This window comes from Saccharopolyspora tripterygii (genome assembly GCF_054778355.1).
Genome location: NZ_BAAGZP010000045.1, coordinates 57,482 through 83,860 on the forward strand (window position 1 = coordinate 57,482; position 26,379 = coordinate 83,860).

At 69.4% G+C, this 26,379-nt stretch carries 21 protein-coding genes; 18 read left to right on the plus strand and 3 right to left on the minus strand.

Annotated features, from left to right (window positions below; genetic code table 11):
• Positions 1-104: 104 nt before the first annotated feature.
• Positions 105-1,454, minus strand: a complete 1,350-nt coding sequence (locus ACYVF3_RS30680; protein WP_461157775.1) for an FAD-dependent oxidoreductase — start codon at positions 1,452-1,454, stop codon at positions 105-107.
• A 420-nt stretch (positions 1,455-1,874) separates the two neighbouring features.
• Between ACYVF3_RS30680 and ACYVF3_RS30685 the strand changes: the two genes are divergently transcribed.
• The 5 genes from ACYVF3_RS30685 (at position 1,875) to ACYVF3_RS30705 (ending at position 9,942) form a co-directional block, all read left to right on the plus strand.
• Entirely contained in the window at positions 1,875-3,926 is a 2,052-nt protein-coding gene (locus ACYVF3_RS30685; protein WP_461157776.1) for a putative bifunctional diguanylate cyclase/phosphodiesterase, read from the plus strand.
• 186 nt (positions 3,927-4,112) lie between these two features.
• Positions 4,113-4,922 carry an SAM-dependent methyltransferase gene (locus ACYVF3_RS30690; protein WP_461157777.1) on the plus strand — a complete coding sequence of 270 codons (810 nt, stop codon included), beginning with the start codon at positions 4,113-4,115 and terminating at the stop codon, positions 4,920-4,922.
• Between the two features lie 114 nt (positions 4,923-5,036).
• Positions 5,037-7,151, plus strand: coding sequence for a putative bifunctional diguanylate cyclase/phosphodiesterase (locus ACYVF3_RS30695; protein WP_461157778.1), 2,115 nt, complete (start codon positions 5,037-5,039; stop codon positions 7,149-7,151).
• A gap of 200 nt (positions 7,152-7,351) precedes the next feature.
• Positions 7,352-9,388: a threonine--tRNA ligase gene (gene thrS / locus ACYVF3_RS30700; protein ID WP_461157779.1), complete on the plus strand. Its 2,037-nt coding sequence runs from the start codon at positions 7,352-7,354 to the stop codon at positions 9,386-9,388.
• The gene (locus tag ACYVF3_RS30705) at positions 9,385-9,942 is read left to right on the plus strand and encodes an HIT family protein (protein ID WP_461157780.1); all 558 of its coding nucleotides are present in this window, start codon (positions 9,385-9,387) and stop codon (positions 9,940-9,942) included. Before thrS ends, ACYVF3_RS30705 begins: the two co-directional genes overlap by 4 nt.
• Positions 9,943-10,058: 116 nt before the next feature.
• On the opposite strand, the gene ACYVF3_RS30710 is transcribed toward ACYVF3_RS30705, so the two are convergent.
• Positions 10,059-10,583 (minus strand): YceI family protein, encoded by a 525-nt coding sequence (locus ACYVF3_RS30710; protein ID WP_461157781.1) that lies wholly within the window; start codon positions 10,581-10,583, stop codon positions 10,059-10,061.
• 207 nt (positions 10,584-10,790) lie between these two features.
• On the opposite strand from ACYVF3_RS30710, the gene pgsA reads away from it, so the two are divergent.
• On the plus strand, positions 10,791-11,393 hold the full coding sequence (pgsA, locus tag ACYVF3_RS30715; protein WP_461157782.1) for a phosphatidylinositol phosphate synthase: 603 nt from the start codon (positions 10,791-10,793) through the stop codon (positions 11,391-11,393).
• 347 nt (positions 11,394-11,740) lie between these two features.
• Here the strand turns inward: pgsA and ACYVF3_RS30720 are convergent, their stop codons facing one another.
• The gene (locus ACYVF3_RS30720; protein ID WP_461157783.1) at positions 11,741-13,849 is read right to left on the minus strand and encodes an elongation factor G-like protein EF-G2; all 2,109 of its coding nucleotides are present in this window, start codon (positions 13,847-13,849) and stop codon (positions 11,741-11,743) included.
• 201 nt (positions 13,850-14,050) lie between these two features.
• Between ACYVF3_RS30720 and pdxS the strand changes: the two genes are divergently transcribed.
• From pdxS to ACYVF3_RS30780, 12 genes are all read left to right on the plus strand, one after another.
• A complete protein-coding gene (gene pdxS, locus ACYVF3_RS30725; RefSeq protein WP_461157784.1) occupies positions 14,051-14,953 on the plus strand; it encodes a pyridoxal 5'-phosphate synthase lyase subunit PdxS in 903 nt (300 codons plus the stop codon).
• A 118-nt stretch (positions 14,954-15,071) separates the two neighbouring features.
• Positions 15,072-15,716 (plus strand): pyridoxal 5'-phosphate synthase glutaminase subunit PdxT, encoded by a 645-nt coding sequence (gene pdxT / locus ACYVF3_RS30730; RefSeq protein ID WP_461157785.1) that lies wholly within the window; start codon positions 15,072-15,074, stop codon positions 15,714-15,716.
• Between the two features lie 34 nt (positions 15,717-15,750).
• The gene (locus tag ACYVF3_RS30735; RefSeq protein WP_461157786.1) at positions 15,751-16,503 is read left to right on the plus strand and encodes a YebC/PmpR family DNA-binding transcriptional regulator; all 753 of its coding nucleotides are present in this window, start codon (positions 15,751-15,753) and stop codon (positions 16,501-16,503) included.
• 168 nt (positions 16,504-16,671) lie between these two features.
• Complete coding sequence (locus ACYVF3_RS30740) at positions 16,672-17,139, plus strand: DUF4262 domain-containing protein (protein WP_461157820.1); 468 nt, start codon at positions 16,672-16,674, stop codon at positions 17,137-17,139.
• Positions 17,140-17,332: 193 nt separating this feature from the next.
• Positions 17,333-17,941: a crossover junction endodeoxyribonuclease RuvC gene (ruvC, locus tag ACYVF3_RS30745; protein WP_461157787.1), complete on the plus strand. Its 609-nt coding sequence runs from the start codon at positions 17,333-17,335 to the stop codon at positions 17,939-17,941.
• Complete coding sequence (gene ruvA / locus ACYVF3_RS30750) at positions 17,938-18,537, plus strand: Holliday junction branch migration protein RuvA (protein ID WP_461157788.1); 600 nt, start codon at positions 17,938-17,940, stop codon at positions 18,535-18,537. Before ruvC ends, ruvA begins: the two co-directional genes overlap by 4 nt.
• 8 nt (positions 18,538-18,545) lie before the next feature.
• Positions 18,546-19,613 carry a Holliday junction branch migration DNA helicase RuvB gene (gene ruvB, locus ACYVF3_RS30755; protein ID WP_461157789.1) on the plus strand — a complete coding sequence of 356 codons (1,068 nt, stop codon included), beginning with the start codon at positions 18,546-18,548 and terminating at the stop codon, positions 19,611-19,613.
• Between the two features lie 163 nt (positions 19,614-19,776).
• Positions 19,777-20,157, plus strand: a complete 381-nt coding sequence (yajC, locus tag ACYVF3_RS30760) for a preprotein translocase subunit YajC (RefSeq protein ID WP_461157790.1) — start codon at positions 19,777-19,779, stop codon at positions 20,155-20,157.
• 335 nt (positions 20,158-20,492) lie between these two features.
• A complete protein-coding gene (gene secD / locus ACYVF3_RS30765; RefSeq protein WP_461157791.1) occupies positions 20,493-22,046 on the plus strand; it encodes a protein translocase subunit SecD in 1,554 nt (517 codons plus the stop codon).
• Positions 22,043-23,218 carry a protein translocase subunit SecF gene (secF, locus tag ACYVF3_RS30770; protein WP_461157792.1) on the plus strand — a complete coding sequence of 392 codons (1,176 nt, stop codon included), beginning with the start codon at positions 22,043-22,045 and terminating at the stop codon, positions 23,216-23,218. Before secD ends, secF begins: the two co-directional genes overlap by 4 nt.
• Entirely contained in the window at positions 23,218-23,790 is a 573-nt protein-coding gene (locus ACYVF3_RS30775) for an adenine phosphoribosyltransferase (protein ID WP_461157793.1), read from the plus strand. The genes secF and ACYVF3_RS30775 overlap by 1 nt, the downstream gene beginning before the upstream one ends.
• Positions 23,791-24,008: 218 nt before the next feature.
• On the plus strand, positions 24,009-26,324 hold the full coding sequence (locus ACYVF3_RS30780; protein WP_461157794.1) for a RelA/SpoT family protein: 2,316 nt from the start codon (positions 24,009-24,011) through the stop codon (positions 26,322-26,324).
• The last annotated feature ends 55 nt before the right edge of the window (positions 26,325-26,379 follow it).

The following is a 26,379-nucleotide window of genomic DNA, read 5'->3' on the forward strand; positions in this document are numbered from 1 at the left end:
CACCCCCACCCCCACCCCCACCACACACCCCACCCCACCCCACCCCGGCCGGGCCGGGGCCTTCGGGTGGCTTCGGGTTCCGTTGGTGACGGTGGAACTGGTCGTCACTCGCCTCGGGAGATCTTGACCATCTCGTCGCGGGCGACGACCTTGATGCGCTCGCGGCCGTGGGGCTCGCCGAGGGACTTCTCGTGGGTGTCCAGGCGGGCCCAGCCCTCCCAGGTCGTGTACTGGATGCCGCGCTCCTCCAGCACGTTGATGATGCTGTCGGAGTCGGGCTGCTCGGGCTCGGGGAGCTGGTCGAGGTCTTCCAGCAGGTGGTTGATCGTCTCCAGGGCGTCGCCCTTGGTGTGGCCGATCAGGCCGACTGGACCGCGCTTGATCCAGCCGGTCGTGTAGACGCCGGGGATGTGCTCGCCGTCGAGGTCCAGGACGCGGCCGCCGTCGTTGGGCACCGTGCCCTTCTTGGTGTCGAAGGGCAGGTCGGCGATCGGCGAGCTGAGGTAGCCGACGGCCCGGTAGACCTGCTGGACCGGGTAGGTCTCGTACTCGCCGGTGCCGCGCACGTTGCCGTCGCCGGTGAGCTCCATGACCTCGACCTTGAAGCTCTCCACGCGGTCGGTGCCGGTGACCTCGACCGGTCCGCGCAGGAAGTGCAGGTGCAGGCGGCGCTTGGTGTTGTGCTTGGGGTCGCGCAGCGCCCAGTCCTGCAAGGTCTTGACGATGGACTTGACCTGGTTGTTGCTGGTGATCTCCTGCTCGCTGGCCTCGTCGAGCTCGAAGCCCTCCGGGTGCACGATGATCTCGACCTCGTCCTGGTGGTCGAGCTCGCGCAGCTCCAGCGGCGTGAACTTGGCCTGCGCCGGTCCGCGACGCGCGAACAGGTGCACGTCGGTGACCGCGGAGTCGCACAAGCCGCGGTACACGTTGTCCGGGATCTCGGTGCTGAGCATGTCGTCGGCCTGCTTGGCCAGCACGCGGGCCACGTCCAGCGCGACGTTGCCCGCGCCGATCACGGCGACGTGCTCACCGTCGAGGGTCCAGTCGCGCGGCGATTCGGGGTAGCCGTCGTACCAGTAGACGAACTCGGCGGCGCCGTAGCTGTGCGCGAGGTCGATGCCCGGGATGTCCAGCGGCCGGTCCTGGTCGGCGCCGGTCGAGAAGATCACCGAGTCGTAGTAGCGCTGCAGGTCTTCGAGCTTGACGTCCACGCCGTACTCGACGTGGCCGAGGAAGCGGATCTCGGGCTTCTCCATCACGCGCTGCAGCGCGTTGATGATGCCCTTGATGCGCGGGTGGTCGGGGGCCACGCCGTAGCGGATCAGCCCGTAGGGTGCCGGCATCCGGTCCAGCAGGTCGATCTCGACCGGCGTCTCGGACTTGGTCAGGATGTCGGCGGCGTAAACGCCGGCCGGGCCGGCCCCGACGATCGCGACTCGCAACGGGCGGGTCATGCACTCTCCTCCAGGTGCGCCTGGCTCGGCGCGCTCGACTGCGAAGCCGCGCGACAGCGGACCCGAAATGGACCGGGCCTTGGGCCATGCGCGGAATCAACCCCAAGCTTAGGTCTGCCTTACCCCCGATCCCGCCATGCGGGCTGGTGACAATGCTCATAACCGATCTCGGCCACTACCTCGGGGAACCGGACGGCTGAAGATCATTTCCACCGTCCGGTCTACGGGCGAGGGCGTACTAGGCGCATTTCTTCACCGCTGAGTACGTGACCGGACGCGGTGAGTGACAGTAGGATCGGCAATTGATCAACCGCGTCGGTGCTCAACGTGCAGGGCCGGTTACACGCGGTGTTGACTATGTCGAGGACAGGGTGGGCGCGTGCGTCGAACGCCACACCGGAGTACCGCCGGAGCCGAACCGTGATCGCCAAGCTGGTTCGCGAGGAGTTCATCCAGCGGTGGAAGCGCGAGATCGCGCACACCGGCTACGTGCCGCTGCGCCGCGGTGAAGCCGAAGAGCTGCTGAGCGGCTGCTTGGAGCACCTGCTCGGCGAACTCTCCTGCCCTGATCGCGAGGGCGCGGCCAAGACCGCGGGCGCGGAACTCGTCGCGCTGCACCGGCACGACCCCGCCGTCCTCCCCAGCACGCTCACGCTGCTCGCCGCCGAACTGCCCCGGATCCTGCCCGACGTCCCGCCCGCCCGGATCGTGACCGCCCTCGGCAACCTCTCCGCCGGGTTCGCCGAAGAGCTGCGCGCGAGCTCGGCCGTGGTGCAGCGCCCGGCCCGCAACCACCGCGGACGGGCGGAGGTGCTGTTCAACACCCCCACCACCGGCGTGGCCGCGGTCAGCACCGCCGGCGTGATCGAGGAGGCCAACGCGGCGCTGCGCCGCATGTTCCGGCTCTCCGAGACCGAGCTGATCGGCGCCTCGGTGCTGCGACTGGTCGACGACCGGTGGCGCCCGGAGCTGACCGGAGCGCTCGCCGACCTCTCCGACGGGGCCGGAGAGCGGGTGAACCTCGATGCCCGCTTCACCGCTGCCGACGACGCGCAGGTGTGGGTGCGGATGACGGCGCTGCTGGTCCGCGACGACCTCGGCAGGCCCGACCACCTCGTGGTGCTCTGCGAGGACATCACCGACCGGCACCTGCTGCAGGAGCAGTTCCGCAAGCAGGCCGTTCAGGACCCGCTCACCGGGCTGGCCAACCGCGCCCAGCTCGAATCCCGCATCGACGCCGCGCTCACGCCCGTCTACCCCGGTCGCCGCGTGGGCCTGTGCCTGTTCGACCTGGACGGCTTCAAGGCCGTCAACGACAGCCTCGGTCACGGCATCGGCGACCGGATGCTGCGCGAGGTCGGACGCAGGCTGCAAGCGCTGGCCGCGCAGGAGAGCGCGGTGGTCTCGCGCACCGGTGGCGACGAGTTCGCCGTCGTCATCCCCGATTCCTACGACGCCGCCCGGGTGATCGACCTGGTCGACCTGCTGCTCCGGGAGATCACCAAGCCGATGTGGATCGGCGCCCACGAGCTGACCGCCTCCGCCAGCGTCGGGATCGTCGAGCGCGAGGTGATCGGCACCGACACCGGTTCGCTGCTGCGCGACGCCGACATCACGCTGTTCCGCGCCAAGCGCGACGGGCGAGCGCTGTGGGTTCTCTTCGACCCCGAGCGGAACGCCTTGGCGCACGAGAACTTCCGGCTCTCGGCCGCGCTGCCCTCGGCGCTGGAGAAGAACGAGCTGTTCGTCGAGTACGACCCGGTCGCCGACGTCGAGACCGGCGGCATCCTGGCCGTGATGGCCAACGTGCGCTGGGACCACGACGAGTTCGGCGAGCTGGGGGCGAGCCGGTTCTTCGGTCTCGCCGAGGAAACCGGCCTGATCACCAGGTTGGGCGGCTGGACCCTGGAGCAGGCGGGCAGCCACGCCGCCCGTTGGACCCGCGAGCTCGGCGAGCACGCGCCGCTGCTGGCGGTGACGCTCTCGGCGCGCCACTGCCGTGATCCCGAGCTGGTCCGCGATCTGCGCGAATCGCTGGAGACCACGGGGCTTCCGGCGGCATCGCTGGTCCTGTGCCTGCCGGAATCCGCGCTGTTCGACCACCAGGGGGAACCGGTCGACACCGTGCGGATCTTCGCCGAGATGGGCATCCAGCTGTTCGTGCACGAGTTCGGCTCGGACTACTCCCGGGTGGACCGCCTCAAAGATCTGCCGCTGGCAGGGGTTCTCATCGACGGACCGCACATCGAGGGCCTGGCGGACCCCGGCGGACCGGAGCCGATCAGCGAGTACCTGGTGCGCAGCGCGGTCGGCGCGGCGCACCTGATGGACCTCCCGGTGCTGGCCACCGGTGTGACGAGTGCGGAGCAGGCGAACCGGTTGTCGGAGATCGGGGTGAGTCTGATCCAGGGGCCGCACGTCAGCGATCGGGTGTCGGCGATGGAGGTCGTCGATCTCGTGGGCGGCGCGTAGTTGATCTCAAGTGGCTCGAAAACCCCGAAGGAGAAACAGGATTCCGCGAGAGGGGCCCGCGCACGAGCACATTGGTCGGACCACTGACGGCGCATGACCAGACGCTGTGCGTGACAGTACGATGGCCTTGTTGATCACCTTTTCCCGGGTGTCGAACTGAAAACCACGTGCAGGAGGCTGGATTCTATGGAGCAGCGACCCGACTGGCTGGCCGAGGGAGTCGACCTGGACAAGCCCAGCGCCGCCCGCTGTTACGACTTCTACTTAGGTGGCGCGCACAACTTCGCCGTGGACCGCGAACTCGGCAACCAGGTCCTGGGCGTCGTGCCCAACGTCAAGGAGGTCGCGCTCAACAACCGCGCCTTCCTGCGCCGCGCGGTGCGCTACTGCCTCGACCGGGGGATCCGCCAATTCCTCGACATCGGCTCGGGAATCCCGACGGCGGGCAACGTGCACGAGATCGTGCACGCGGTGGACCCGCAGGCGCGCGTGGTCTACGTGGACAACGAGCCGGTCGCCGTGGCGCACAGCCGCTCGATCCTCGACGGCAACGAGAACGCCACGATCGTGCAAGCCGATCTGCTGGACGTGCCCGCGGTGCTGGAATCCGCGGAGACCCAGCGGTTGCTGGACTTCTCGCAGCCGGTCGCGGTGATGATGGTGGCCCTGCTGCACTTCGTCCCGGACAGCGCCAAGCCGCGCGAGATCATCGGCCAGTACTACGACAAGATGGCCCCCGGCAGCTACCTCGGCTTCTCGCACGTCACCGGCGAGGACTTCCCGGAAGGCGTGCAGGGCCTGGTCAAGCTCTACGAGAACAGCTCCAACCCGGTCACCCTGCGCACCCGCGCCGAGGTCGCCGAGTTGGTCTCCGACTTCGAGCTCGTCGAGCCGAGGGTGGTCTACGTCCCGGAGTGGCACCCCGACTCGCCCGAGGACGTCGGTGAACGACCCGAGGAGTCCATCGTCTACGGACTGGTCGGGCGCAAGGTCTGAGGCGTCGTCGTGCGAGCTCGCGACGTTGTGGCCAGACTGATCACCGACTTCGCACCGGCCGGCCCCCGGCCGGTGCGCGATGCGACCGGCAACGCCGGGCAGAAGGTGTGAGCGATGCCTGAAACCGACGGAAGCCCCGACACCGGGGCGGCCGAACGTCGGCACGTGGTTGCGCAGTGGACGCGCGAGATCATCCACACCAGCTACGTGGCGATGGGCCGTCCCGAGATCGAGGCGTTCCTGGAGAAGTGCTTCGACGACGTGCTTACCGCGTGCGACGGGCCGCTGGAACCCGCGCGGCGGACCGGTGAGCGCTTGGTCGGAGTGCACTTCACCAACCCCGTCGTCGTGCACAGAACGCTCAACCACCTGGCCTCCGCGCTCCCGGGCCACCGCGAGGTGGACCCGGCCCGGCTGGTCGACGTGCTCGGCGCGGTCGGGTCGGGCTTCGCCGGGGCGCTGCGCGAGCAGACCCTCGACGAGCAGGAGATCATCAAGCAGTCCGTGCTCGACGCCCGGGACGCCGCCGAGGAGGCGTTGCGGGCGTCTGAGGCGCGGTCGCGGGCCGTGTTCACCTCCTCCGCCCTGGGCATCGCGATCGTCACGCTCGACGGCGTCATCGACGAGATCAACGACTCGATGACCAGGATCTTCCGGCTCGGCGAGGACTCGCTGGTGGGCCGGACGATCTTCGACCTCGCCGACACCTCGTGGATCGGCGAGCTGACGGCGGCCAACGCGGACCTGGTGCGCGGTGAGGTGGACCGCTTCCAGCTGGAGACCCGCTTCACCGAGCAGCACGGCTCGCACATCTGGACGCAGCTGTCGGCCTCGCTGGTGCGCGCCGCCGACGGTGCGCCCGACTACCTGGTGATGCTCTACGAGGACATCACCGACCGGCACATGCTCCAGGAGCAGTTCCGGCGCCAGGCCGTGCACGACCCGCTGACCGGGCTGCCCAACCGGACCCAGCTGCAGACCAGCATGGAACGCGCGCTGGAGCGCACCCACCCCGAGCGCCGGGTCGGCCTGTGCTTCTTCGACCTGGACGGCTTCAAGGCCGTCAACGACAGCCTCGGACATCCCGTCGGCGATCAGCTGCTGCGCGCCGTCGCCCAGCGCCTGCAGGCCCTGACCTCCGAGTTCGGCGCGCTGGCGGCGCGGATGGGCGGCGACGAGTTCGTCGTGCTCGTGCCCGACACCGAAGGCGCGGCAGGACTGGTGGGACAGGTGGAGAAGATGCTCGCCGAGGTCACCCGGCCCGCGCGCATCGGCGCCCACGAGCTCGCCGCCTCCGCCAGCGTCGGCATCGTCGAACGGCCGGTGGCCGGCACCGACGCCGAATCGCTGCTGCGGGACGCCGACATCACCCTCTACCGGGCCAAGCAGGACGGGCGGGCGCAGTGGGTGCTGTTCGACGCCGCCCTCAACGCCGAAGCCCGCGACCGCTTCAAGCTCTCCGCGGCCCTGCCCGCCGCGCTGGACCAGGGCGAGCTGTTCGTCGAGTACGAGCCGATGCGGCTGCTCGGCGACCGCTCGCTGTTCGCCGCGGCCGCCGACATCCGCTGGGACCACCCCGAGTTCGGCGAGCTGGGGCAGGACTCGTTCCTGGACCTGGCCGAGGAGACCGGGCTGATCACCCGGCTCGGCAGCTGGGCGCTCGGGGAGGTGTGCAGGCACGCCGCGCACTGGACCGAGCGCTTCGGCGAGCGCGGACCGATCGCGGCGATGAACCTCTCGCACCGGCACTGCAGGGACCCCGAGCTGGTCAACGACGTGCAGCGGATCCTGCGCGAGACCGGCCTGCCCGCGCCGTCGCTCGCGCTGGGCATGCCCGAGTCCGCGCTGTTCGACCACCAGGGCGACACCGTGGACACCGTCGAGATCTTCGCCGAGATGGGCATCCGGCTGGTGGTCTACCAGTTCGGGGACGACTACGCGCGGGTCGCCAGGCTGCGCGGCCTGCCGCTGTTCGGGGTGCACATCGGCGGCCCGCACTTGGCCGGGTTCGCCGATCCCGACGGGCCCGACCCGTTGGACGAGTACCTGCTCGGCGCGGCGACCGGCGCGGCTGACCTGATGAACCTGCCGGTGGTCGCGGGCGAGGTCCGCGACGAGCTGCAGGCCGAGCGGCTGCGGGCCCTGGGCGTGTGCGCGGCGATCGGCCCGTTCGCAGGTGAGCGGGTGTCCGCGCTGGAGCTGGAGGAGCTCATCGCGGCGTCGGGCTGAACTGCGAGCACCCCCAGCCGCTGCGACCACCTGCGCAGCTCGCACGGCCGATGAGGTTCCGCTACCCGCACCGCCGAGCGAGGTGACCACTGGAACGCCATCAAGGTCGTGGGCTGGGCGTTAATTGCTTGGTGCCCACCGATAGCATCGGGTTGCGAAGCGTATCCGCGCCGGTGGACCGGCCCAGTCTAGGAGTGATCGTGTCCGTACAGCCTTCCCACGCCCAGCAAGCACCTCGGGTGAAGGTTCCGGCGGGCACTACTGCGGGCGCGGCCGTCGCCGAGGCGGGGCTGCCGTCCAAGGGCCCGGACGCCGTCGTGGTCGTCCGCGACGCCGAGGGCGCCCTGCGCGACCTGGACTGGGCGCCCGAATCGGACGCCGAGGTCGAGGCCGTGGCCGCTGAGACCGAAGAGGGTCGCAGCGTCATCCGCCACTCCGCCGCGCACGTGCTCGCGCAGGCGGTGCAGAACCTGTTCCCGGACGCGAAGCTGGGCATCGGCCCGCCGGTCCGCGACGGGTTCTACTACGACTTCGACGTCGACAAGCCGTTCACCCCGGAGGACCTGCAGGCGCTGGAGAAGCGCATGAAGCAGATCCTCAAGTCCGGCCAGAAGTTCTCCCGCCGCCGCCTGGACTCGATCGAGGCAGCGAAGGAGGAGCTGGCCGACGAGCCGTACAAGCTGGAACTGGTCGACCTGAAGTCCGGCGACGACTCGGTGGACACCTCCGAGGTCATGGAGGTCGGCGGCGGTGAGCTCACCGTCTACGACAACATCGACCGGCACGGCGAGCGCGTCTGGGGCGACCTGTGCCGCGGCCCGCACGTCCCGCACACCCGGTTCATCCCGGCCTTCAAGCTGACCCGCGTCGCCGCCGCCTACTGGCGCGGCGACCAGGCCAACCAGCAGCTCCAGCGCGTCTACGGCACCGCGTGGGAGTCCAAGGAGAAGCTGGAGGAGTACGTCGAGCGGCTGGCCGAGGCCGAGCGGCGCGATCACCGCAAGCTGGGTGCCGAGCTGGACCTGTTCTCCTTCCCGGACGAGATCGGTTCCGGTCTGCCGGTGTTCCACCCCAAGGGCGGGATCATCAAGCGCGAGATGGAGGACTACGTCCGCGAGCGCCACATCGACGAGGGCTTCGAGTACGTCGGCACTCCGCACATCTCGCACGAGCAGCTGTTCCACACCTCGGGTCACCTGCCGTACTACGCGGACACGATGTTCCCGCCGATGGAGTTCGACGGGTACCAGTACCGCCTCAAGGCGATGAACTGCCCGATGCACAACCTCATCTTCCGCTCCCGCGGGCGTTCCTACCGCGAGCTGCCGCTGCGACTGTTCGAGTTCGGGCACGTGTACCGGTACGAGAAGTCGGGCGTCATCCAGGGCCTGACCCGCGTGCGCGGGTTCGCGCAGGACGACTCGCACAGCTACTGCACCAAGGAGCAGGCGCCCGACGAGGTCAAGCACCTGCTGAACTTCATGCTGTCGGTGCTGCGCGACTTCGGGATGGACGACTTCTACCTGGAGATGTCCACTCGCGACGATTCCAAGCCCGACAAGTTCGCCGGTTCGGACGAGGACTGGGCCGAGGCGACCGCTGTCCTCGAACATGTCGCGCACGACAGCGGCCTGGAGCTGGTGGCCGACCCGGGCGGTGCGGCGTTCTACGGGCCGAAGATCTCGGTGCAGGCCAAGGACGCGATCGGCCGCACCTGGCAGATGGGCACCGTGCAGTACGACTTCAACCAGCCCGAGGGCTTCGAGCTGGAGTACCAGGCGGCCGACGGTGAGCGGAAGCGCCCGATCATGATCCACTCGGCGAAGTTCGGCTCGATCGAGCGGTTCTTCGGCGTGCTCACCGAGCACTACGCGGGCGCGTTCCCGGCGTGGCTGGCGCCGGTGCAGGTCGTGGGCATCCCGATCGCCGACGAGCACGTCGAGCACCTGGAGAAGGTGCGCAAGGCGTTGCGCGCCTTGGGGATTCGCGTCGAGATCGACACCAGCGACGACCGGATGCAGAAGAAGATCCGCAACCACACCACCCAGAAGGTCCCGTTCATGCTGCTGGCCGGCGGCAAGGACGTGGAGGGCGACGCGGTGTCGTTCCGGTTCCGCGACGGCACGCAGATCAACGGCGTCCCTGTCGACGACGCGGTCAACGCGCTCGTGGACTGGGTGCAGCGGCGCGAGAACGCCTCGCCGACCGCGGAGAACTTCCAGGCGGGTCAGGCGTGAGCGAATCCGAGGGCGTCGAGCTGACGCGGCAGGAAGGTACCGGGGTCGACGACGCCCTGCAGCGGCTCTGGACCCCGCACCGGATGGCCTACATCCAGGGCGAGAACAAGCCGGAGGGCGACGACAGCGACGGCTGCCCGTTCTGCAGGTTGCTGGAATCCGGTCAGCCGGACTCGGATTCGCTGATCGTGGCCCGCGGCGAGCTCGTGTTCGCGATCCTGAACCTGTACCCGTACAACCCGGGGCACCTGATGGTGCTGCCGTACCGGCACGTCGCGGACTACACCGAGCTCACCGCGGCGGAGACGGTCGCGGTCGCCGAGTACACCCAGCGCGCGATGCGGGTGATCCGCTCGATCTCGTCGCCGCACGGCTTCAACATCGGCCTCAACCAGGGGCCGGTGGCCGGTGCGGGCATCGCCGCGCACCTGCATCAGCACGTCGTGCCGCGCTGGGGCGGCGATTCCAACTTCATGCCGGTGATCGGCCACACGAAGGTGCTCCCGCAGCTGCTGGGCGACACCTGGAAGCTGCTCTCCGAGGCGTGGAACTGACTTCCCGAACCCGCAGCGAGAAGGGGCAGGACCGACGTGGTCCTGCCCCTTCTCGCTGCTGAGGTGACGTCGTGGTGGGGAAGTTTTCATGAAAACTTCCCCACCACCACAAGAGGTCAGCCCCGGAGCTGAGCCTCGATGTCGAGGGTGATGGCGATCTTCTCGCCCACGACCGCACCGCCGGCCGGGCCGACGCCGAAGTCGCTCCGGTTGATCGTCGTGGTCGCCGAGATGCCGAGCAGGTTGTCGGAGAACCCGTTGAGCTCGGCGGTCAGGGTGACCGGCTTGGTGACGCCCTTGAGCGTGAACTCACCGTCGATCAGGTAGTCCTCGCCGTCCTGCCGGATCCCGGTGGAGCGGAAGGTCGCGGTGGGGAACTGCTCGGCGTCGAAGAAGTCGGCGCTGCGCACGTGAGCATCGCGGTCGGCGTTGCGGGTGTCGATCGACGAGACGTCGATCGTCGCGTTCACCGACGACTGCAGCAGGTCCTCGGCGGTGACGATCTCGGCCGAGAAGGCACCGAAGCGGCCCCGGGACTTGCCGACGCCCATGTGGCGCACGGAGAAGGTGACGTCCGAGTGCACCGGGTCGATGTCCCAGGTGCCGGTCGTGTAGCCGGGGATCTGCGCGGTGGCCGTCATGGTCGCGTACCTCCTGAAGGGGTTGTTGGTGTTGCTCTCACCATGGACCAACTATGTTGAAGCTTCAACCATTCCCGATGTGCGGTAGATCACGCCGAGCTGCGGACGTGGGCGCACCAGCGGCCGGGGGCGATCGAATTCCGGCTAATCTGCACCGAGCCGCCTCGCGGCGACCACTGCAAACCCACCGCTGGCACCTGAAGGCACATGCTCAACATCTTCGCGCGGGCATCGCTGTCCCGGCTGACCAATCCGATCGGCCGCGGCCTGGTCCGCATCGGCCTCACGCCGAACGCGGTGACGGTCATCGGAACCGTCGCCTCGGTCGCATCGGCGCTGTGGTTCTTCCCGCGCGGATCGCTGTTCGTGGGCACGGTGGTGACGGCGATCTTCCTGCTCTTCGACATCCTCGACGGCGCGATGGCCCGCGTCGGCGGTCGCGTCACGCGCTTCGGGGGAGTGCTCGACGCCAGCTGCGACCGCATCGCCGACGGCGCCCTGTTCGGGTCGCTGGTCTGGTGGGCGCTGGTCGTCGACGTCGACCAGGACCGCGGGCTGGGCCTGCTGATCTGCCTGGCGGGCGCCCAGGTGATCTCCTACGTGAAGGCTCGCGCCGAGGCCAACGGCCTCCAGGCCGACGGCGGTCTCGCCGAGCGGGCCGAGCGGTTCCTGATCATCCTCACCGGCACGGGCCTGCACGGGCTCGGCGTACCGCACGTCCTCGACATCGCCATCTGGCTCCTGGCGGCCCTCACCCTCGCCACCATCGCCCAACGCCTCCACGCAGTGCACACCTCAGCCCGCCCCTGACCTCCACCCCCGCACGCGCCGGTCTCCACCCCGCACGCCCTGACCTCCACCCGTCCGCCCTGACGTCCACCCCGCACGCCGCCGGTCTCCGCCGGCCGCGAGGCGAGGCCGCAACGCGGGCCGGGGACCTGGGTGCGGTGGATGGTGACGTTGACATCGTCCGTTGGCAACGCGCAGTTTTAGTCCAAACCGAGCCATGATCATGTCCGAAATGTCGGCTCAATTAGGACTAAAACTGGGAGCTGCCGCTACCCGCGCTTCCGCATCTCGGGTGTGGGGCGGTTTTGGTCCGAATTGTCCATGATCGAAGTCCGTTTTGCCCGGTCAATTCGGACCAAAACTGCCCGTCACTTGGGGACGAGGTTCTCCGGCATCGGTTCGTAGGTCTCGAAGTGGCGGGTGTAGGTGGCGCTGCCCGAGGTCAGTGAGCGGACGTTGACCGTGTAGCGGGTCAGCTCGCTGGCCGGCACGTGCGCCCGCACGACCGTCCAGCCGCCGTCCTCCGGCTCGGTGCCCACGACCTTGCCCCTCCGGGACGACAGGTCGCCCAGGACGGCGCCCAGGTGCTCGTCCGGGATGTGCACGGCGACCGCGTCGACCGGTTCGAGCGTGGTGAGGCCCCCTTGCTCGGCGGCGGCCTTCACGCCCAGCGCCCCGGCCGCCTGGAACGCCGCGTCCGAGGAGTCGACGCTGTGCGCCTTGCCGTCCACCAGCGTGACTCGGACGTCGACGATGGGGCAGCCCTCGGTGATGCCCTTCTCCAGCTGGGCGCGCACGCCCTTCTCGACGCTGGGGATGAACTGGCGGGGCACGGCGCCGCCGACGACCTTCTCCGCGAACTCGACCCCGGAGCCGGCGGGCAGCGGCTCGATCTCCAGGTCGCACACCGCGTACTGCCCGTGCCCGCCGGACTGCTTGACGTGCCGCCCGTGCCCCTTGGCGGGCTTGGTGAAGGTCTGCCGCAGCGCGACCCGCACGGGCACCGTGTCCACCTCGGCGCCGCCTTCGCGCAGCCGCTGCAGGACGACGTCGGCGTGCGCTTCGCCCATGCACCACAGGACAAGCTGGTGGGTCTCGCTGTCGCGTTCCAGACGCAGGCTCGGGTCGGCCGCGATGAGCCGGTTGAGGTTGCGGGCCAGCGCGTCCTCGTCGCTGCGGTTGTGGGCGATGACCGCGATCGGCAGCAGTGGTTCGGGCATCGGCCACGGGGTGAGCAGCATCGGATCGGACGGGTCGGAGAGCGTGTCGCCGGTCTCCGCCGAACCGATCTTGGTCAACGCGCACAGGTCGCCGGCCACGCAGTGGGACACCTCCCGCAGGTGCGGTCCCAGCGGTGAGTACAGGTGCGCGACGCGCTCGTCCTCGTCGTGGTCGGGGTGGCCGCGCTCGGCCATCCCGTGACCGGAGACGTGCACCGGACGCTCGGGCCGCATGGTGCCGGAGAAGACCCTGGCCAGCGAGACGCGCCCGACGTAGGAGTCGACCGAGGTGTGCACGACCTCGGCGGCCAGCGGGCCGTCCGGGTCGGGCGTGAGCAGGCGGGCGTTGCCGCCTTCCGGGTCGGTGAACTCCGGCAGCTCGTGCTCCAGCGGCGACGGGAAGCCGCGCCGGATGCCGTCGAGGACTTCGGGCACGCCGAGGCCGGTCAGCGCCGCTACCGGCAGCACCGGGTGCAGGCCGCCCCGCGCGACCGCCGTTTCGAGGTCGCCGATCAGCGTGTCCTCGTCGATCTGCTCGCCGGCGAGGTAGCGGTCCATCAGGGACTCGTCCTCGCTCTCGGCGATGATCGCCTCGATCAGCTCACCGCGGGGCTGCTCGAACCTCGCGCGCAGGGCGTCGTCGGCGGGCAGGACTTCGCCGTCGCGGTAGACGCTCTCGGTGACCAGCCCGATCAGGCCGGTGGGCTCGCCGCCCTCGACGTGCGGCAGGTACAGCGGAAGGACGCCCTCTCCGAAGGCGTCCTGGCAGGTCAGCAGTGCGGTGTCGAAGTCGGCTCGCGGCTGGTCCAACCGCGAGATGACCACCGCGCGCGGCATCCCCACCGCCGCGCACTCGTGCCAGATCGCGCGGGTCGAGGCGTCGACTCCCTCGGTCGCGGCCACCACGAACAGCGCGGCGTCGGCCGCGCGCAGTCCCGCGCGCAGTTCGCCGACGAAGTCCGCGTAGCCGGGGGTGTCGATCAGGTTGATCTTGGTGTCGCCGTGCTGGGCGGGGGCGATCGACAGCGCGATGGAGCGCTGCTGCTCGATCGAGGCCGGCTCGTGGTCGCACACCGTGGTGCCTTCGGCGACCGCGCCCGGGCGGGGGATGACCGAGGTGGCCTCCAGCAGCGCCTCGACGAGCGTGGTCTTGCCGGCCGAGGAGGGGCCGACCAGGACGACGTTGCGGATCTGAGCGGGATCTGAGGGGGCCGGGACACCCGGCCCGCCTGCCGCTCCGGCTTGTTTGCTTCCCATGGCGAGCTCCTGCACTACCCGGGCGAAGACGAGATGTGTCTCCGATCACACACCCGGAGTTGTGCTCGTGCAAGGCCGCGCCCGTGGGACGCGAGCGTGAAGTGGACTACTGAAATCGAGGTTCAGTGGACCGTGTCGGTGGTCCAGTTCGTGTCTAGGTTGGTTACGGGAACAACACCGGAATGTGAAGGAAGATCAAAGGTGACTACCGCAGCGGACAGCGCACCCACCGGCACCGACGGCGTGAAGCGGGGCATGGCCGAAATGCTCAAGGGCGGTGTGATCATGGACGTGGTCACCCCGGAGCAGGCCAAGATCGCCGAGCAGGCTGGCGCGGTCGCCGTCATGGCGCTCGAACGAGTCCCCGCCGACATCCGCGCGCAGGGCGGCGTGGTGCGGATGTCCGATCCGGACATGATCGAGGGCATCGTCAACTCGGTGTCCATCCCGGTGATGGCCAAGGCCCGCATCGGCCACTTCGCCGAGGCCCAGGTGCTGCAGTCGCTCGGCGTCGACTACATCGACGAGTCCGAGGTCCTCACGCCCGCCGACGAGGCCAACCACATCAACAAGTGGGCCTTCACCGTGCCGTTCGTCTGCGGCGCGACCAACCTCGGCGAGGCGCTGCGCCGGATCGCCGAGGGTGCCTCGATGATCCGCTCCAAGGGCGAGGCCGGCACCGGCAACGTCGTCGAGGCCACCCGGCACATGCGCCAGATCCGCACGGACATGCGCAAGCTCTCCACGCTGGAGACCGACGAGCTCTACGTCGCCGCCAAGGAGCTGCGCGCCCCGATCGACCTGGTCCGCGAGGTCGCCCGCACCTCCGAGCTCCCCGTCGTGCTGTTCACCGCCGGCGGCATCGCCACCCCCGCCGACGCGGCGATGATGCGGCAGCTCGGCGCCGAGGGCGTCTTCGTCGGCTCCGGCATCTTCAAGTCCGGCGACCCGGCCAAGCGTGCCGAGGCCATCGTCAAGGCCACCACCTTCTACGACGACCCGGACGTCGTCACCAAGGTCTCGCGCGGTCTGGGCGAGGCCATGGTCGGCATCAACATCAACGACATCCCGGACAAGGACCGCCTCGCCACTCGTGGCTGGTGAGAACTGAACCGCGGTCCTGTTGGTCGGTCGTGGGGGTGGGGGAAGTTTTCATGAAAACTTCCCCCACCCCCACGAACCGAACTCTCGGACTCCCATCTCACGGGGGAGGAGAATGATCATGAACGAGCCCCTCATCGGGGTGCTGGCGCTGCAAGGTGGGGTCGCCGAGCACCTGGCCGCACTGGAGCGCTGCGGCGCTCGGTCGATCCTGGTCAGACGGGTCGAGGAACTCGACCGGGTCGACGGCATCGTGCTGCCGGGCGGTGAGTCGACGACCATGACGCGGCTGCTGGACACCTTCGAGCTCCACGAGCCACTGCGCGCCCGGCTGGCCGGCGGTCTGCCCGCCTACGGGTCCTGCGCAGGAATGATCATGCTGGCCTCCGGCGTTGAGGACGACAGGGCCGCGGCGGTCCGCCCGCTGGGGGCGTTGGACGTGGTCGTGCGCCGGAACGCCTTCGGCAGGCAGGTCGACTCCTTCGAGACCGACCTCGACTTCCAGGGGATCGAGGACCCGGTCCACGCGGTGTTCATCCGCGCGCCCTGGGTCGAGAAAATCGGCGACGAGGTGTCCGTGCTGGCCACGGTTCCTCACAGGTCCGACGGCGCCACGACCCCCGATGCGGTCGAGGGGGAGGGGCTCGCCGGTAGGATCGTCGCAATTCAGCAGGGAGCGGTGCTCGCCACGGCCTTCCACCCGGAGCTGGTCGAGGGGGACGAGCGGGTGCACCGCTATTTCGTACAGATCGTCCGCGGGCGGTGACGCGCCGCTCCGGGCGTGGAAAGACGGAGGAGAGATGAGCGGCCACTCCAAGTGGGCCACCACCAAGCACAAGAAGGCCGCCGTCGATGCCAAGCGCGGCAAGCTCTTCGCGAAGCTGATCAAGAACATCGAGGTCGCCGCCCGCACCGGCGGTGGTGACCCGGAGGGCAACCCGACCCTCTACGACGCGATCCAGAAGGCCAAGAAGAACTCGGTCCCGATGGACAACGTCGAGCGCGCTCGCAAGCGCGGAGCCGGCGAAGAGGCCGGCGGCGCCGAGTGGCAGACGATCATGTACGAGGGCTACGGCCCCAACGGCGTCGCCGTGCTGGTGGAGTGCCTCACCGACAACCGCAACCGGGCTGCGGGCGAGGTCCGCACGGCCATGACCCGCAACGGCGGTTCGATGGCCGACGCCGGCTCGGTCTCGTACCTGTTCACCCGCCGCGGAGTGGTGCTGCTGCCGAAGAACGGCCTCAGCGAGGACGACGTCCTCGCCGCCGTCCTGGAGGCCGGCGCCGAGGAGATCAGCGACCTCGGTGAGAGCTACGAGATCCTGTCCGACGCCTCGGACGTCGTCGACGTGCGCAAGGCGCTGCAGGCCGAGGGCATCGAGTACGACTCGGCGGAGACCAACTTCCTGGCCGCCGTCAACGTCGAGCTCGACGCCGAAGGCGCGCGCAAGATCTTCAAGCTGATCGACGCGCTGGAGGACTGCGACGACGTGCAGAACGTCTACCCGGCCTTCGATGTCAGCGACGAGGTCATGGCAGAGATCAACTCCTGATCTTCTGAGGTTCCGCGGTGGGCCGGTTTCCCGGTCACGCTTCGCGCGGAACGCGGATCAAGTGCCGCTCCTCTCGGCGTCCGGATTCCGGGCGTCGGGGGGAGCGGTTCTTGCTTGGACGTGCAGAATGACGCCGTGGTCGACACCGATGAAGCACTGCGCAAGTGGATGGTCAACACCGCCGAGCAGCACGGCGCGGCGGTCATGCACGTCGCCGGGGACGACGACGGCCCGGCCTACGCGTTCTCGGTGGGCGCCTGGCGCCGGTTCGGCAAGCCCGAGGTCGTGGTCATCGGACTTCCGCAGGAGGTCGCGCACTCGGTGGTCAACACCTACGTGCAGCGCGTGGGGCAGGGCGAGCGGCTGCAGCCCGGCCGGCTCTACGAGGGATTCCTGCAGGGCTGCCCGGTGACGTTCGAGAAGATCGCCCTGCAGCACTACCCGGAGTACCTGGGCTCGGCCTTCCTGGTCTACAGCGGCCCGGACTTCCCGGCCGTGCAGCTCATCGTCTCCAGCCCGGACGACGCCAAGTTCCCCTGGCAGCCCGACGCCCCCGGCGGCTTCCGCGAGTACCAACCGATCCTGACGGACTCCGGCCTCCCCGAGTCCTGGACCCCCGGAGTCAACGGCCCGTAACCCACACTCGCCTCACGTTGGCGTCAATTTCTTAAGTATTTGAGGCTCACCCGGGTGTCGTTCAAATACTTAAGAAATTGACACCACCACCCACGTGGGTGATGGGGAAGGCGTGTCGGGTGTGGTGCGCGGGCCTGGATTGGTTAGGGTTCGAACGAGTGTTCTTGGTGGCTTCGGCTTGGTGGGTGGCGTCGTGCGCGTGTTGGGAGTCGACCCGGGGTTGACCCGCTGCGGGCTCGGCGTGGTCGACGGCGGCAAGGCCCGCTCGGTCACGAGCGTGGCCGTCGGGGTGGCGCGGAGCCCGCAAGAGGACGAGCTCGCCTCGCGGCTGCTGACGGTCTCCACCGAGGTCGAGCGGTGGATGGACGTCCACCAACCCCAGGTCGTGGCCATCGAGCGGGTGTTCAGCCAGCACAACGTGCGCACGGTCATGGGCACCGCCCAGGTCTCCGGCGTCGTCGCGCTAGCGGCGGCGCGGCGCGGCCTGACGGTCGCTTTCCACACGCCCAGCGAGGTCAAGGCGTCCATCAGCGGGTCCGGCCGGGCCGACAAGAAGCAGGTCACCGCGATGATCACCAAGATCCTCGGGCTGACCGAGGCGCCGAAGCCGGCCGACGCCGCCGACGCGCTCGCCCTGGCCGTCTGCCACCTGTGGCGGGCGCCGATGATGGACCGGCTCGCGCAGGCCGAGGCGCGGGCCGCCGAACTCGCGCGCAACCACCGCGCGAAGCTCAAAGAGGCGCAGCGCAAGCAGGGCGCGGACACGAATGCCGCGCCGGGAACAGGAGGCAGGACCCGATGATCTCCACGGTGCGCGGACCGGTGCTGTCGATCGGCCTGGACCACGCCGTGGTCGAGGTCGGCGGCGTCGGCATGGCGGTGCACGCCACCCCGGCCACCCTCGCCGGGCTGCGGCGCGGTGAGGAATCCCGGCTGTGGACCTCGCTGATCGTGCGCGAGGACTCGCTGACCCTCTACGGCTTCGCCGACGCCGAGGCGCGCGACCTGTTCGGCCTGCTGCAGACCGCTTCCGGTGTCGGGCCGCGGCTGGCCCTGGCGACGCTGGCGGTGCTCTCGCCGGACCAGCTGTGCACGGCACTGGCCGACGGCAACCTGACCGTGCTCACCCAGGTCCCGGGCATCGGCAAGAAGAGCGCCGAGCGGCTGATCCTGGAACTGCGCGACAAGGTCGGCGTGGTCGCGGGCACGACCGTCGAGCCGACCGCCACCCTCGATCGCGGCCGGATCCGCAGCGAGGTCTCCGAAGCCCTGGTGGGCCTCGGCTTCTCGACCAAGCAAGCCGACCAGACCGTGGAGGCCGTGCTCGCCAACGGCGGCGGCGACCTGGATACCTCGGCGGTGCTGCGCAAGGCGCTGGCCACCCTCGGGCCCAAGTGAGGTGACCGATGCACGAGGAAGAGGACTGGTCGATCCCGGCGGAGGCGGTCTCGCTGGCCCCGCACGAGGACCAGGGCGAGACCGACGTCGAGACGTCGCTGCGCCCGCGCAAGCTCAGCGAGTTCGTCGGTCAGGCGCGCGTGCGCGAGCAGCTCGAGCTGGTGCTGCACGGCGCGCTGCGGCGTGGTGATCAGCCCGACCACGTGCTGTTCTCCGGCCCGCCCGGGCTGGGCAAGACGAGCTTGTCGATGATCATCGCCGCCGAGCTGGGCTCGGCCATCCGCGTCACGTCCGGGCCGGCGCTGGAGAAGCCGGGTGATCTCGCCGCGATGCTCTCCAACCTCACCGAGGGCGACGTGCTGTTCATCGACGAGATCCACCGGATCGCCCGCCCCGCCGAGGAGATGCTCTACCTGGCGATGGAGGACTTCCGCGTCGACATCGTCGTGGGCAAGGGACCGGGGGCGACCAGCATCCCGCTCGAAATCGCGCCGTTCACGCTGGTCGGGGCCACCACGCGGTCCGGGGCGCTGACCGGGCCGCTGCGCGACCGGTTCGGCTTCACCGCGCACATGGAGTTCTACGCTCCGCACGAACTCGATCAGGTGGTTCGCCGCTCGGCCGGAATCCTGGGCGTGGACCTGCGCGACGACGGCGCCGCCGAGATCGCGGCCCGCTCCCGGGGAACGCCGCGCATCGCCAACCGGCTGCTGCGCCGTGTGCGTGACTACGCCGAGGTCCGCGCCGACGGAGCGGTGACCCGCGAGGTGGCCAGGGCCGCGCTGGAGGTCTACGACGTCGACGAGATGGGCCTCGACCGCCTCGACAGGGCGGTACTGCGCGCGCTGATCAAATCGTTCCACGGCGGCCCCGTGGGCATCTCCACGCTGGCCGTGGCGGTGGGCGAGGAGCCCACCACGGTGGAGGAGGTGTGCGAGCCGTACCTGGTCAGAGCGGGGATGCTGGCCCGCACGCCGCGTGGCCGGGTGGCCACCGCAGCCGCGTGGTTCCACTTGGGCATGACGCCTCCGGACAACGCTCCGGGCGATGGTCAGCCCTCGCTCTTCGGGGAGTGACCGAATGGTGACAATCCGCCGTTACGGTGGCGGCGGACCAGCCGGCTGCCACGCGTCAACCTGGCACTTTCGTTGACCTGGCAGACTGGGGGCTAGAACATCCGAACAAACCGGGCGCGGACTGCGTGGTTGGTCCTGTCGTGCGCCCGCTGAACGGAGCATGATGCAACTCCAATCCCTGATCCTGCCGCTGCTGATCGTCCTGCTGGCGGTCCCGCTGTTCCTGCAGGCCCGCAAGCAGAAGCGCGCGATGGCCGAGCAGCAGAAGCTGCAGAACTCGATCACCGCGGGCGACCGGGTCATGACCACCTCGGGTGTCTTCGGCACCGTCGTGTCGACCAGCGATGACACGATCGACATCGAGATCGCCCCGGGCATGACCACCACCTGGGTGCGCCAGGCGGTCCGCGAGAAGGTCGAGACCGAGGCCGAGACGGCCGAGGCCACCGAGGACGAGTCCTCGGCCGCCGAGGAGCCCAAGGCCGAGGAGACCAAGACCGAGGCCGAGGTCGCCGAGCCCATCGAGAAGCAGAAGACCAGCTGACGCACCTGGTCGACCCCGACGGGCGCCGCGCGGCGGCGACCCGCCAGGGGACAGCACGCCGTCACAGCGACGCGGGCGCCGGAGCCGAGCCGCTCCGGTCCCGCGTCGCTGCGTTTCGGCCACCCCATGTAGTCGCGGTCGGCACCGGGCCTGCGAGACTGGAAAGTCGTACGTGGCACGCGGAGGTGGCGAACATCGCCACAAGATCGCATCGTTCAGCGGAACGCGGTACAACCGGCGGTACGTTGTCGAGGGCGAAACCGCTCGTCGCTCGCGTCCTCGGCTCCGGCCGGGTCGCGCGTCCGAACAGACCCTGAACAGGAGACCGACGCACCGTGGCACCTCCGGCCGGGCAGCTGCGCCCAGGGCGTTATCTCGCGATCTTCGCGCTGATCGTGATGGCGCTGTACGCACTGGTGTTCTTCACCGGTGATGGCAAGCCCAGTCCCAAACTGGGCATCGACCTGCAGGGAGGGACGCGGGTCACGCTCACCGCGCGCACTCCCGACGGGCAGCCTCCCAGCAAGGAATCGCTCGACCAGGCGCGCCAGATCATCGAGACCCGCGTCAACGGCATGGGCATCGGTGGCTCCGAGGTCGCCCTCGACGGGTCGAACCTGGTCATCACGGTTCCCGGTGAGGGCGGCGAGGAGGCCAAGCAGCTGGGCCAGACCGCGGAGCTGGGCTTCCGCAAGGTCGTCCAGCAGTTCCCGGCCACGCAGCCGCCGGCTCCGACGACCCCGCAGCAGGCTCAGCCGCCGGGTGATTCGCAGCAGGCGATCGAGGCCGCGAAGGCGACCCGCCAGAGCACGGATCCGAACGTGCAGATGCAGGCCGCCCAGGCGCTGGACTGCAAGGCCGAGGACCCGCTGCGCGGCAACGACGACCCGAAGCTCCCGCTGGTCGCCTGCGACCGGGAGGGCACGGCGAAGTACCTCCTCGAACCGGTGTTCCTGGAGGGCAAGGAGATCTCCGACTCGATGGCCCAGCCGCCGAACCCGCAGGGTGGTTCGCCGGGCTGGACCGTCAACCTCAACTTCAAGTCCGAGGGCGCCAAGGTCTGGTCGGCCTTCACCTCGGCCAACGTCGGCCAGCAGGCCGCGTTCGTGCTCGACGGTGAGGTCGTCTCCGCACCGCAGATCAACCAACCGCTGCCCGGTGGCAACGCCAGCATCAGCGGCCAGTTCAACCAGCAGTCCGCCACGGACCTGGCCAACATCCTCAAGTACGGGTCGCTGCCGCTGGCCTTCGACCAGTCCGAGGCCGAGACGGTGTCGGCGACGCTGGGCATCGCCTCGCTGGAAGCGGGCCTGATCGCCGGCGGCATCGGTCTGCTTCTGGTCGCCGTCTACTGCCTGGCCTACTACCGGCTGCTGGGCATCCTGACCGTGCTGTCGCTGGTGCTGTCCGGTGGCGTGGTCTACGGGGTGCTGGTGCTGCTCGGGAGGTGGATCGGCTTCACCCTGGACCTCGCCGGTGTTGCCGGGTTCATCGTGGCCATCGGCATCACCGCGGACTCGTTCATCGTGTTCTTCGAGAGGCTCAAGGACGAGATCCGGGAGGGCCGGACCTTCAGGTCCTCGGTGCCCCGGGCGTGGGTCCGGGCGCGGCGCACGATCCTGTCCGCCGACGCGGTCAGCTTCCTGGCCGCCGCGGTGCTCTACGTGCTGGCCGTCGGCCAGGTGAAGGGCTTCGCGTTCACCCTCGGCATGTCCACGGTGCTCGACCTCGTGGTGGTCTTCCTGGTCACCCACCCGCTGGTGGCGCTGGCCTCGAAGAACAAGTTCCTGTCCAAGCCGTCGGTTTCCGGGCTGGGCGCGGTGCAGCGCATCGGCAACCGGAACCGCGCCGCGCGCAAGGCCGCCGCGACCACCTCCAAGGAGGCGTGAAGGTGACGACTCCCGCCACCGAAGGGGCCCAGGAGCGCGAGAGCGTCTTCCACCGCCTCTACACCGGTACCGGTGCTTTCGACATCGTCGGCAAGCGCTCCCGCTGGTACATCGCGTTCGGTCTGCTGCTGCTGGTGTGCGTCGGCGCGATCGGGTTCAAGGGCTTCAACCTCGGCATCGACTTCGAGGGCGGCACCAAGATCTCGATGCCCGCGGTCGGCGCCCAGGGCCCGATCCAGACCGATCAGGTCCAGTCCGCGTTCAGCGAGGCGCTCGGCCACCCGGCCGAGACCGTTCAGGTCGTGGGCGCCGGTGCGAACCAGAGCATCCAGGTCCGGTCCTCTTCGCTGACCGTGGACGAAGTCCTCAAGGTCAAGCAGCAGATCTTCGAGCAGACCCAGCCGCTCGGCGCGGGTGGGCAGCCCACCCAGCAGGTGATCAGCGACAGCGCGGTATCCGGCACCTGGGGCGGGGAGATCACCTCCCAGGCGCTGCTCGCGCTGGGCGTGTTCCTGGTGCTGGTGACGATCTTCCTGGCGTTCTACTTCGAGAGGTGGATGGCGGTGGCCGCGCTGATCGCGCTGCTGCACGACGTCGTGATCACCGCGGGCATCTACTCGCTGGTGGGCTTCGAGGTCACGCCCAGCACCGTGATCGGTCTGCTGACGATCCTCGGGTTCTCGCTGTACGACACCGTGGTGGTGTTCGACAAGGTCAAGGAGAACACCCGGGGCCTGCTGAGCATGACCCGCCGCACGTACCCGGAGGCGGCGAACCTGGCGGTCAACCAGACGCTGATGCGCTCGATCAACACCTCGATCGTGGCGCTGCTGCCGGTGATCGGCCTGCTCGTGGTCGGTGCCTGGCTGCTCGGCGTCGGCGTGCTGCGCGACCTGGCGCTGGTGCAGATGGTCGGCATGATCGCCGGTGTCCTGTCCTCGATCCTCCTGGCGACGCCGCTGCTGGTGGACTTCAAGATGCGCGAGTCCAAGTACCGCTCGCACGCCAAGAAGGTAGAGCAGCGCCGGGCCAAGGCCGCCGCCCGCGAGGCGGGCGAGGAGGTTCCGGAGGAGCCCAAGAAGCCGGTCGCGGCCGGTGCGAACGGTCGCCAGCCCTCCGCCGCGCGCCCGGTGGGCAAGTCGTCGCGCCCGAGCGGGAAGCGTCGTCGCTGATGCCCGAGGAAGTCACCGCCGTGGAAAGTCCCGGCGTCGAGGTCACAGACGGCGACGACGTCGCCCTCAAGAGCGCGATCCGGCTGATCCGGGAGGTCCCCGACTTCCCGGAGCCGGGCGTGCTGTTCCGCGACATCAGCCCGATGCTGGCCGATCCGGCCGCCCTGCGGGCGATCACCGACGCGCTGGGCCGGGGGCTGGAGTTCGACGTCGTCGCCGGGGTGGAGGCTCGCGGCTTCCTGCTCGGCGCCGCCGTCGCCCACGCGTTCGGCACCGGCGTCATCGGTCTGCGCAAGCCCGGCAAGCTGCCCGAGGTGGCCGACCGCATCTCCTACGAGCTGGAGTACGGCCAGGCGACCCTGGAACTGCCCGCGGACACGCTGGGCGCCGGGCAGCGGGTGCTGGTGGTCGACGACGTGCTCGCCACGGGTGGCACCTTGGGTGCCGCGTGCCGGCTGATCCGCCAAGCGGGTGCTGAGGTGACCGCGGCGACCGTGGTGATGGAGCTGGTCGCCCTGGGTGGCCGCGACAAGATCGTCGACGAGCACCTGCGGGCCCTGCTGCGCTCGTGAGCAGCGGAAGTTGCCGGCGGGGACCGTCACGGTCAGCAGCGTGACAACCGTCGGTGATCGGTTCGGCCGAACTTCCAAGGCCGTCTCGACTGCAGAAGGTGACCGTTGGGCGTATCAACCACCACACCAGGGATGGGTCGTTGACCCGTCGGCGTTATTCTCAGTGTCCGGGTCCCCCGGACCTGGGACTAAGCAACGCCTGAGCCCGGGAGCGTGCGGTGAGCCACCACGTTGATTCTCCTGCCTCGGCAACCGATCCGGTTGCCGAGCCGCGTGCGACTTCGGCCACGCGCCGAGTCCGCGCCAGACTGGCCAGGAGGATCACGGCGCAACGCGCAGCCCAGGTCAAACAGGTCCTGGAACCGTTGGCCGTGGTCCACCGCGAGCTGCACCCGCAGGCCGATCTGACGCTGCTGCAACGCGCCTACGACGTCGCCGAGGAGAAGCACCGCAGCCAGAAGCGGAAGTCGGGCGATCCTTACATCACCCACCCGCTGGCCGTGGCCACGATCCTCGCCGAGCTCGGCATGGACACCACGACGCTGGTCGCCGGGCTGCTGCACGACACCGTCGAGGACACCGACTACTCGCTGGAGAGGCTGGGCTCGGACTTCGGCGACGAGGTCGCCCACCTGGTCGACGGCGTCACCAAGCTGGACAAGGTCAAGCTCGGTGCGGCGGCGGAGGCCGAGACCATCCGCAAGATGATCATCGCGATGGCCCGGGACCCCCGGGTGCTGGTGATCAAGCTGTCGGACCGGCTGCACAACATGCGCACCATGCGCTTCCTGCCGCCGGAGAAGCAGGCCCGCAAGGCCCGCGAGACCCTCGAAGTGCTCGCGCCGCTGGCCCACCGGCTCGGGATGGCCACGATCAAGTGGGAGCTGGAGGACCTGGCCTTCGCCATCCTGCAGCCCAAGAAGTACGACGAGATCGTGCGCCTGGTCGCCGACCGCGCGCCCTCGCGCGACACCTACCTGCGCACCGTGACCGACGAGCTGTCCACGCAGCTGGACGCCGCGCGGCTGGGCGCGAAGGTCGAGGGACGGCCGAAGCACTACTACTCGATCCACCAGAAGATGATCGTCCGGGGCCGCGACTTCGACGACATCCACGACCTGGTCGGCGTGCGGATCCTGGTCGACGAGATCCGCGACTGCTACGCGGCGATGGGCGTGGTGCACGCGCTGTGGCAGCCGATGCCCGGCCGCTTCAAGGACTACATCGCCCAGCCTCGCTTCGGCGTCTACCAGTCGCTGCACACCACGGTCATCGGTCCCGAGGGCAAGCCCCTGGAGGTGCAGATCCGCACCCAGGAGATGCACCGCACCGCCGAGTACGGCATCGCCGCGCACTGGCGCTACAAGGAGACCAAGGGGCGCAACAGCGGCGGTGGCGTCGAGGTCGACGAGATGGCCTGGATGCGGCAGCTGCTGGACTGGCAGCGCGAGGCCGCGGACCCGGGCGAGTTCCTGGAGTCGCTGCGCTACGACCTGGCCACCCGCGAGATCTTCGTGTTCACGCCCAAGGGCGACGTGATCACGCTGCCGTCCGGTTCGACGCCGGTGGACTTCGCCTACGCGGTGCACACCGAGGTCGGGCACCGCTGCATCGGCTCCCGGGTCAACGGCCGGCTGGTGGCGCTGGAGCGCAAGCTGGAGAACGGCGAGGTCGTCGAGATCTTCACCTCCAAGGCGGAGGGGTCCGGGCCGAGCCGCGACTGGTTGTCGTTCGTCGCCTCGCCGCGGGCGAAGGCCAAGATCAAGCAGTGGTTCGCCAAGGAGCGCCGCGAAGAGGCCATCGAGACCGGCAAGGAGCTGATCACCAAGGAGATCCGGCGGCTCGGTCTCCCGGTGCAGCGCCTGGTCTCCGCCGAGGCGCTGGGCAACGTCGCCCGCGAGCTGCACTACGTCGACGTCACCGCGCTCTACGCCGCGGTGGGGGAGAAGCAGCTCTCCGCGCAGCACCTCGTCCAGCAGCTGGTGGCGCACATCGGCGGGCCCGAGCAGGCCGCCGACCAGATCGCCGAGCGCTCGACTCCGTCCACTCTGGAGGGTGGTGGAAAGCGGCGCAGCAGCGGTGATTCCGGTGTCGTGGTCAAGGACGCGGGCGATGTGTGGGCGAAGCTCGCCCGCTGCTGCACCCCGGTCCCCGGCGACGAGATCCTGGGCTTCGTCACCCGCGGCGGCTGGGTCAGCGTGCACCGAACCGACTGCACCAACGCCGACGACCTGCGCAAGACGCCCGAGCGCCTGGTGGAGGTGCACTGGGCACCGTCGTCCTCGTCGGTGTTCCTGGTGGCCATCCAGGTCGAGGCGCTGGACCGGCACCGGCTGCTCTCCGACGTCACCAAGGTGCTGGCCGACGAGCGTGTCAACATCCTCTCCGCGTCGGTGACGACGTCGAAGGACCGGGTGGCGGTGAGCCGCTTCTCCTTCGAGATGGGCGATCCCAAGCACCTCGGCCACGTCCTCAAGGCGGTCCGCAACATCGAGGGCGTCTACGACGTCTACCGAGTCACCTCAGCCACCTGACCTCGGGCGGGGGCGCTCGGGTGGCGGACGGTTTTGGTCCGAACCGTCCATGATC

Excerpts from the sequence above, each read along its gene's own strand:
- ACYVF3_RS30690 (WP_461157777.1), top strand. The coding sequence starts at position 4,113 with ATGGAGCAGCGACCCGACTGGCTGGCCGAGGGAGTCGACCTGGACAAG.
- yajC (WP_461157790.1), top strand. The coding sequence starts at position 19,777 with ATGCAACTCCAATCCCTGATCCTGCCGCTGCTGATCGTCCTGCTGGCG.
- ACYVF3_RS30720 (WP_461157783.1), bottom strand. The coding sequence starts at position 13,849 with ATGGGAAGCAAACAAGCCGGAGCGGCAGGCGGGCCGGGTGTCCCGGCC.
- ACYVF3_RS30695 (WP_461157778.1), top strand. The coding sequence starts at position 5,037 with ATGCCTGAAACCGACGGAAGCCCCGACACCGGGGCGGCCGAACGTCGG.
- ruvA (WP_461157788.1), top strand. The coding sequence starts at position 17,938 with ATGATCTCCACGGTGCGCGGACCGGTGCTGTCGATCGGCCTGGACCAC.
- ACYVF3_RS30735 (WP_461157786.1), top strand. The coding sequence starts at position 15,751 with ATGAGCGGCCACTCCAAGTGGGCCACCACCAAGCACAAGAAGGCCGCC.
- ACYVF3_RS30680 (WP_461157775.1), bottom strand. The coding sequence starts at position 1,454 with ATGACCCGCCCGTTGCGAGTCGCGATCGTCGGGGCCGGCCCGGCCGGC.
- pdxT (WP_461157785.1), top strand. The coding sequence starts at position 15,072 with ATGAACGAGCCCCTCATCGGGGTGCTGGCGCTGCAAGGTGGGGTCGCC.
- ACYVF3_RS30775 (WP_461157793.1), top strand. The coding sequence starts at position 23,218 with ATGCCCGAGGAAGTCACCGCCGTGGAAAGTCCCGGCGTCGAGGTCACA.
- ACYVF3_RS30740 (WP_461157820.1), top strand. The coding sequence starts at position 16,672 with ATGGTCAACACCGCCGAGCAGCACGGCGCGGCGGTCATGCACGTCGCC.
- pgsA (WP_461157782.1), top strand. The coding sequence starts at position 10,791 with ATGCTCAACATCTTCGCGCGGGCATCGCTGTCCCGGCTGACCAATCCG.
- ACYVF3_RS30710 (WP_461157781.1), bottom strand. The coding sequence starts at position 10,583 with ATGACGGCCACCGCGCAGATCCCCGGCTACACGACCGGCACCTGGGAC.
- ruvB (WP_461157789.1), top strand. The coding sequence starts at position 18,546 with ATGCACGAGGAAGAGGACTGGTCGATCCCGGCGGAGGCGGTCTCGCTG.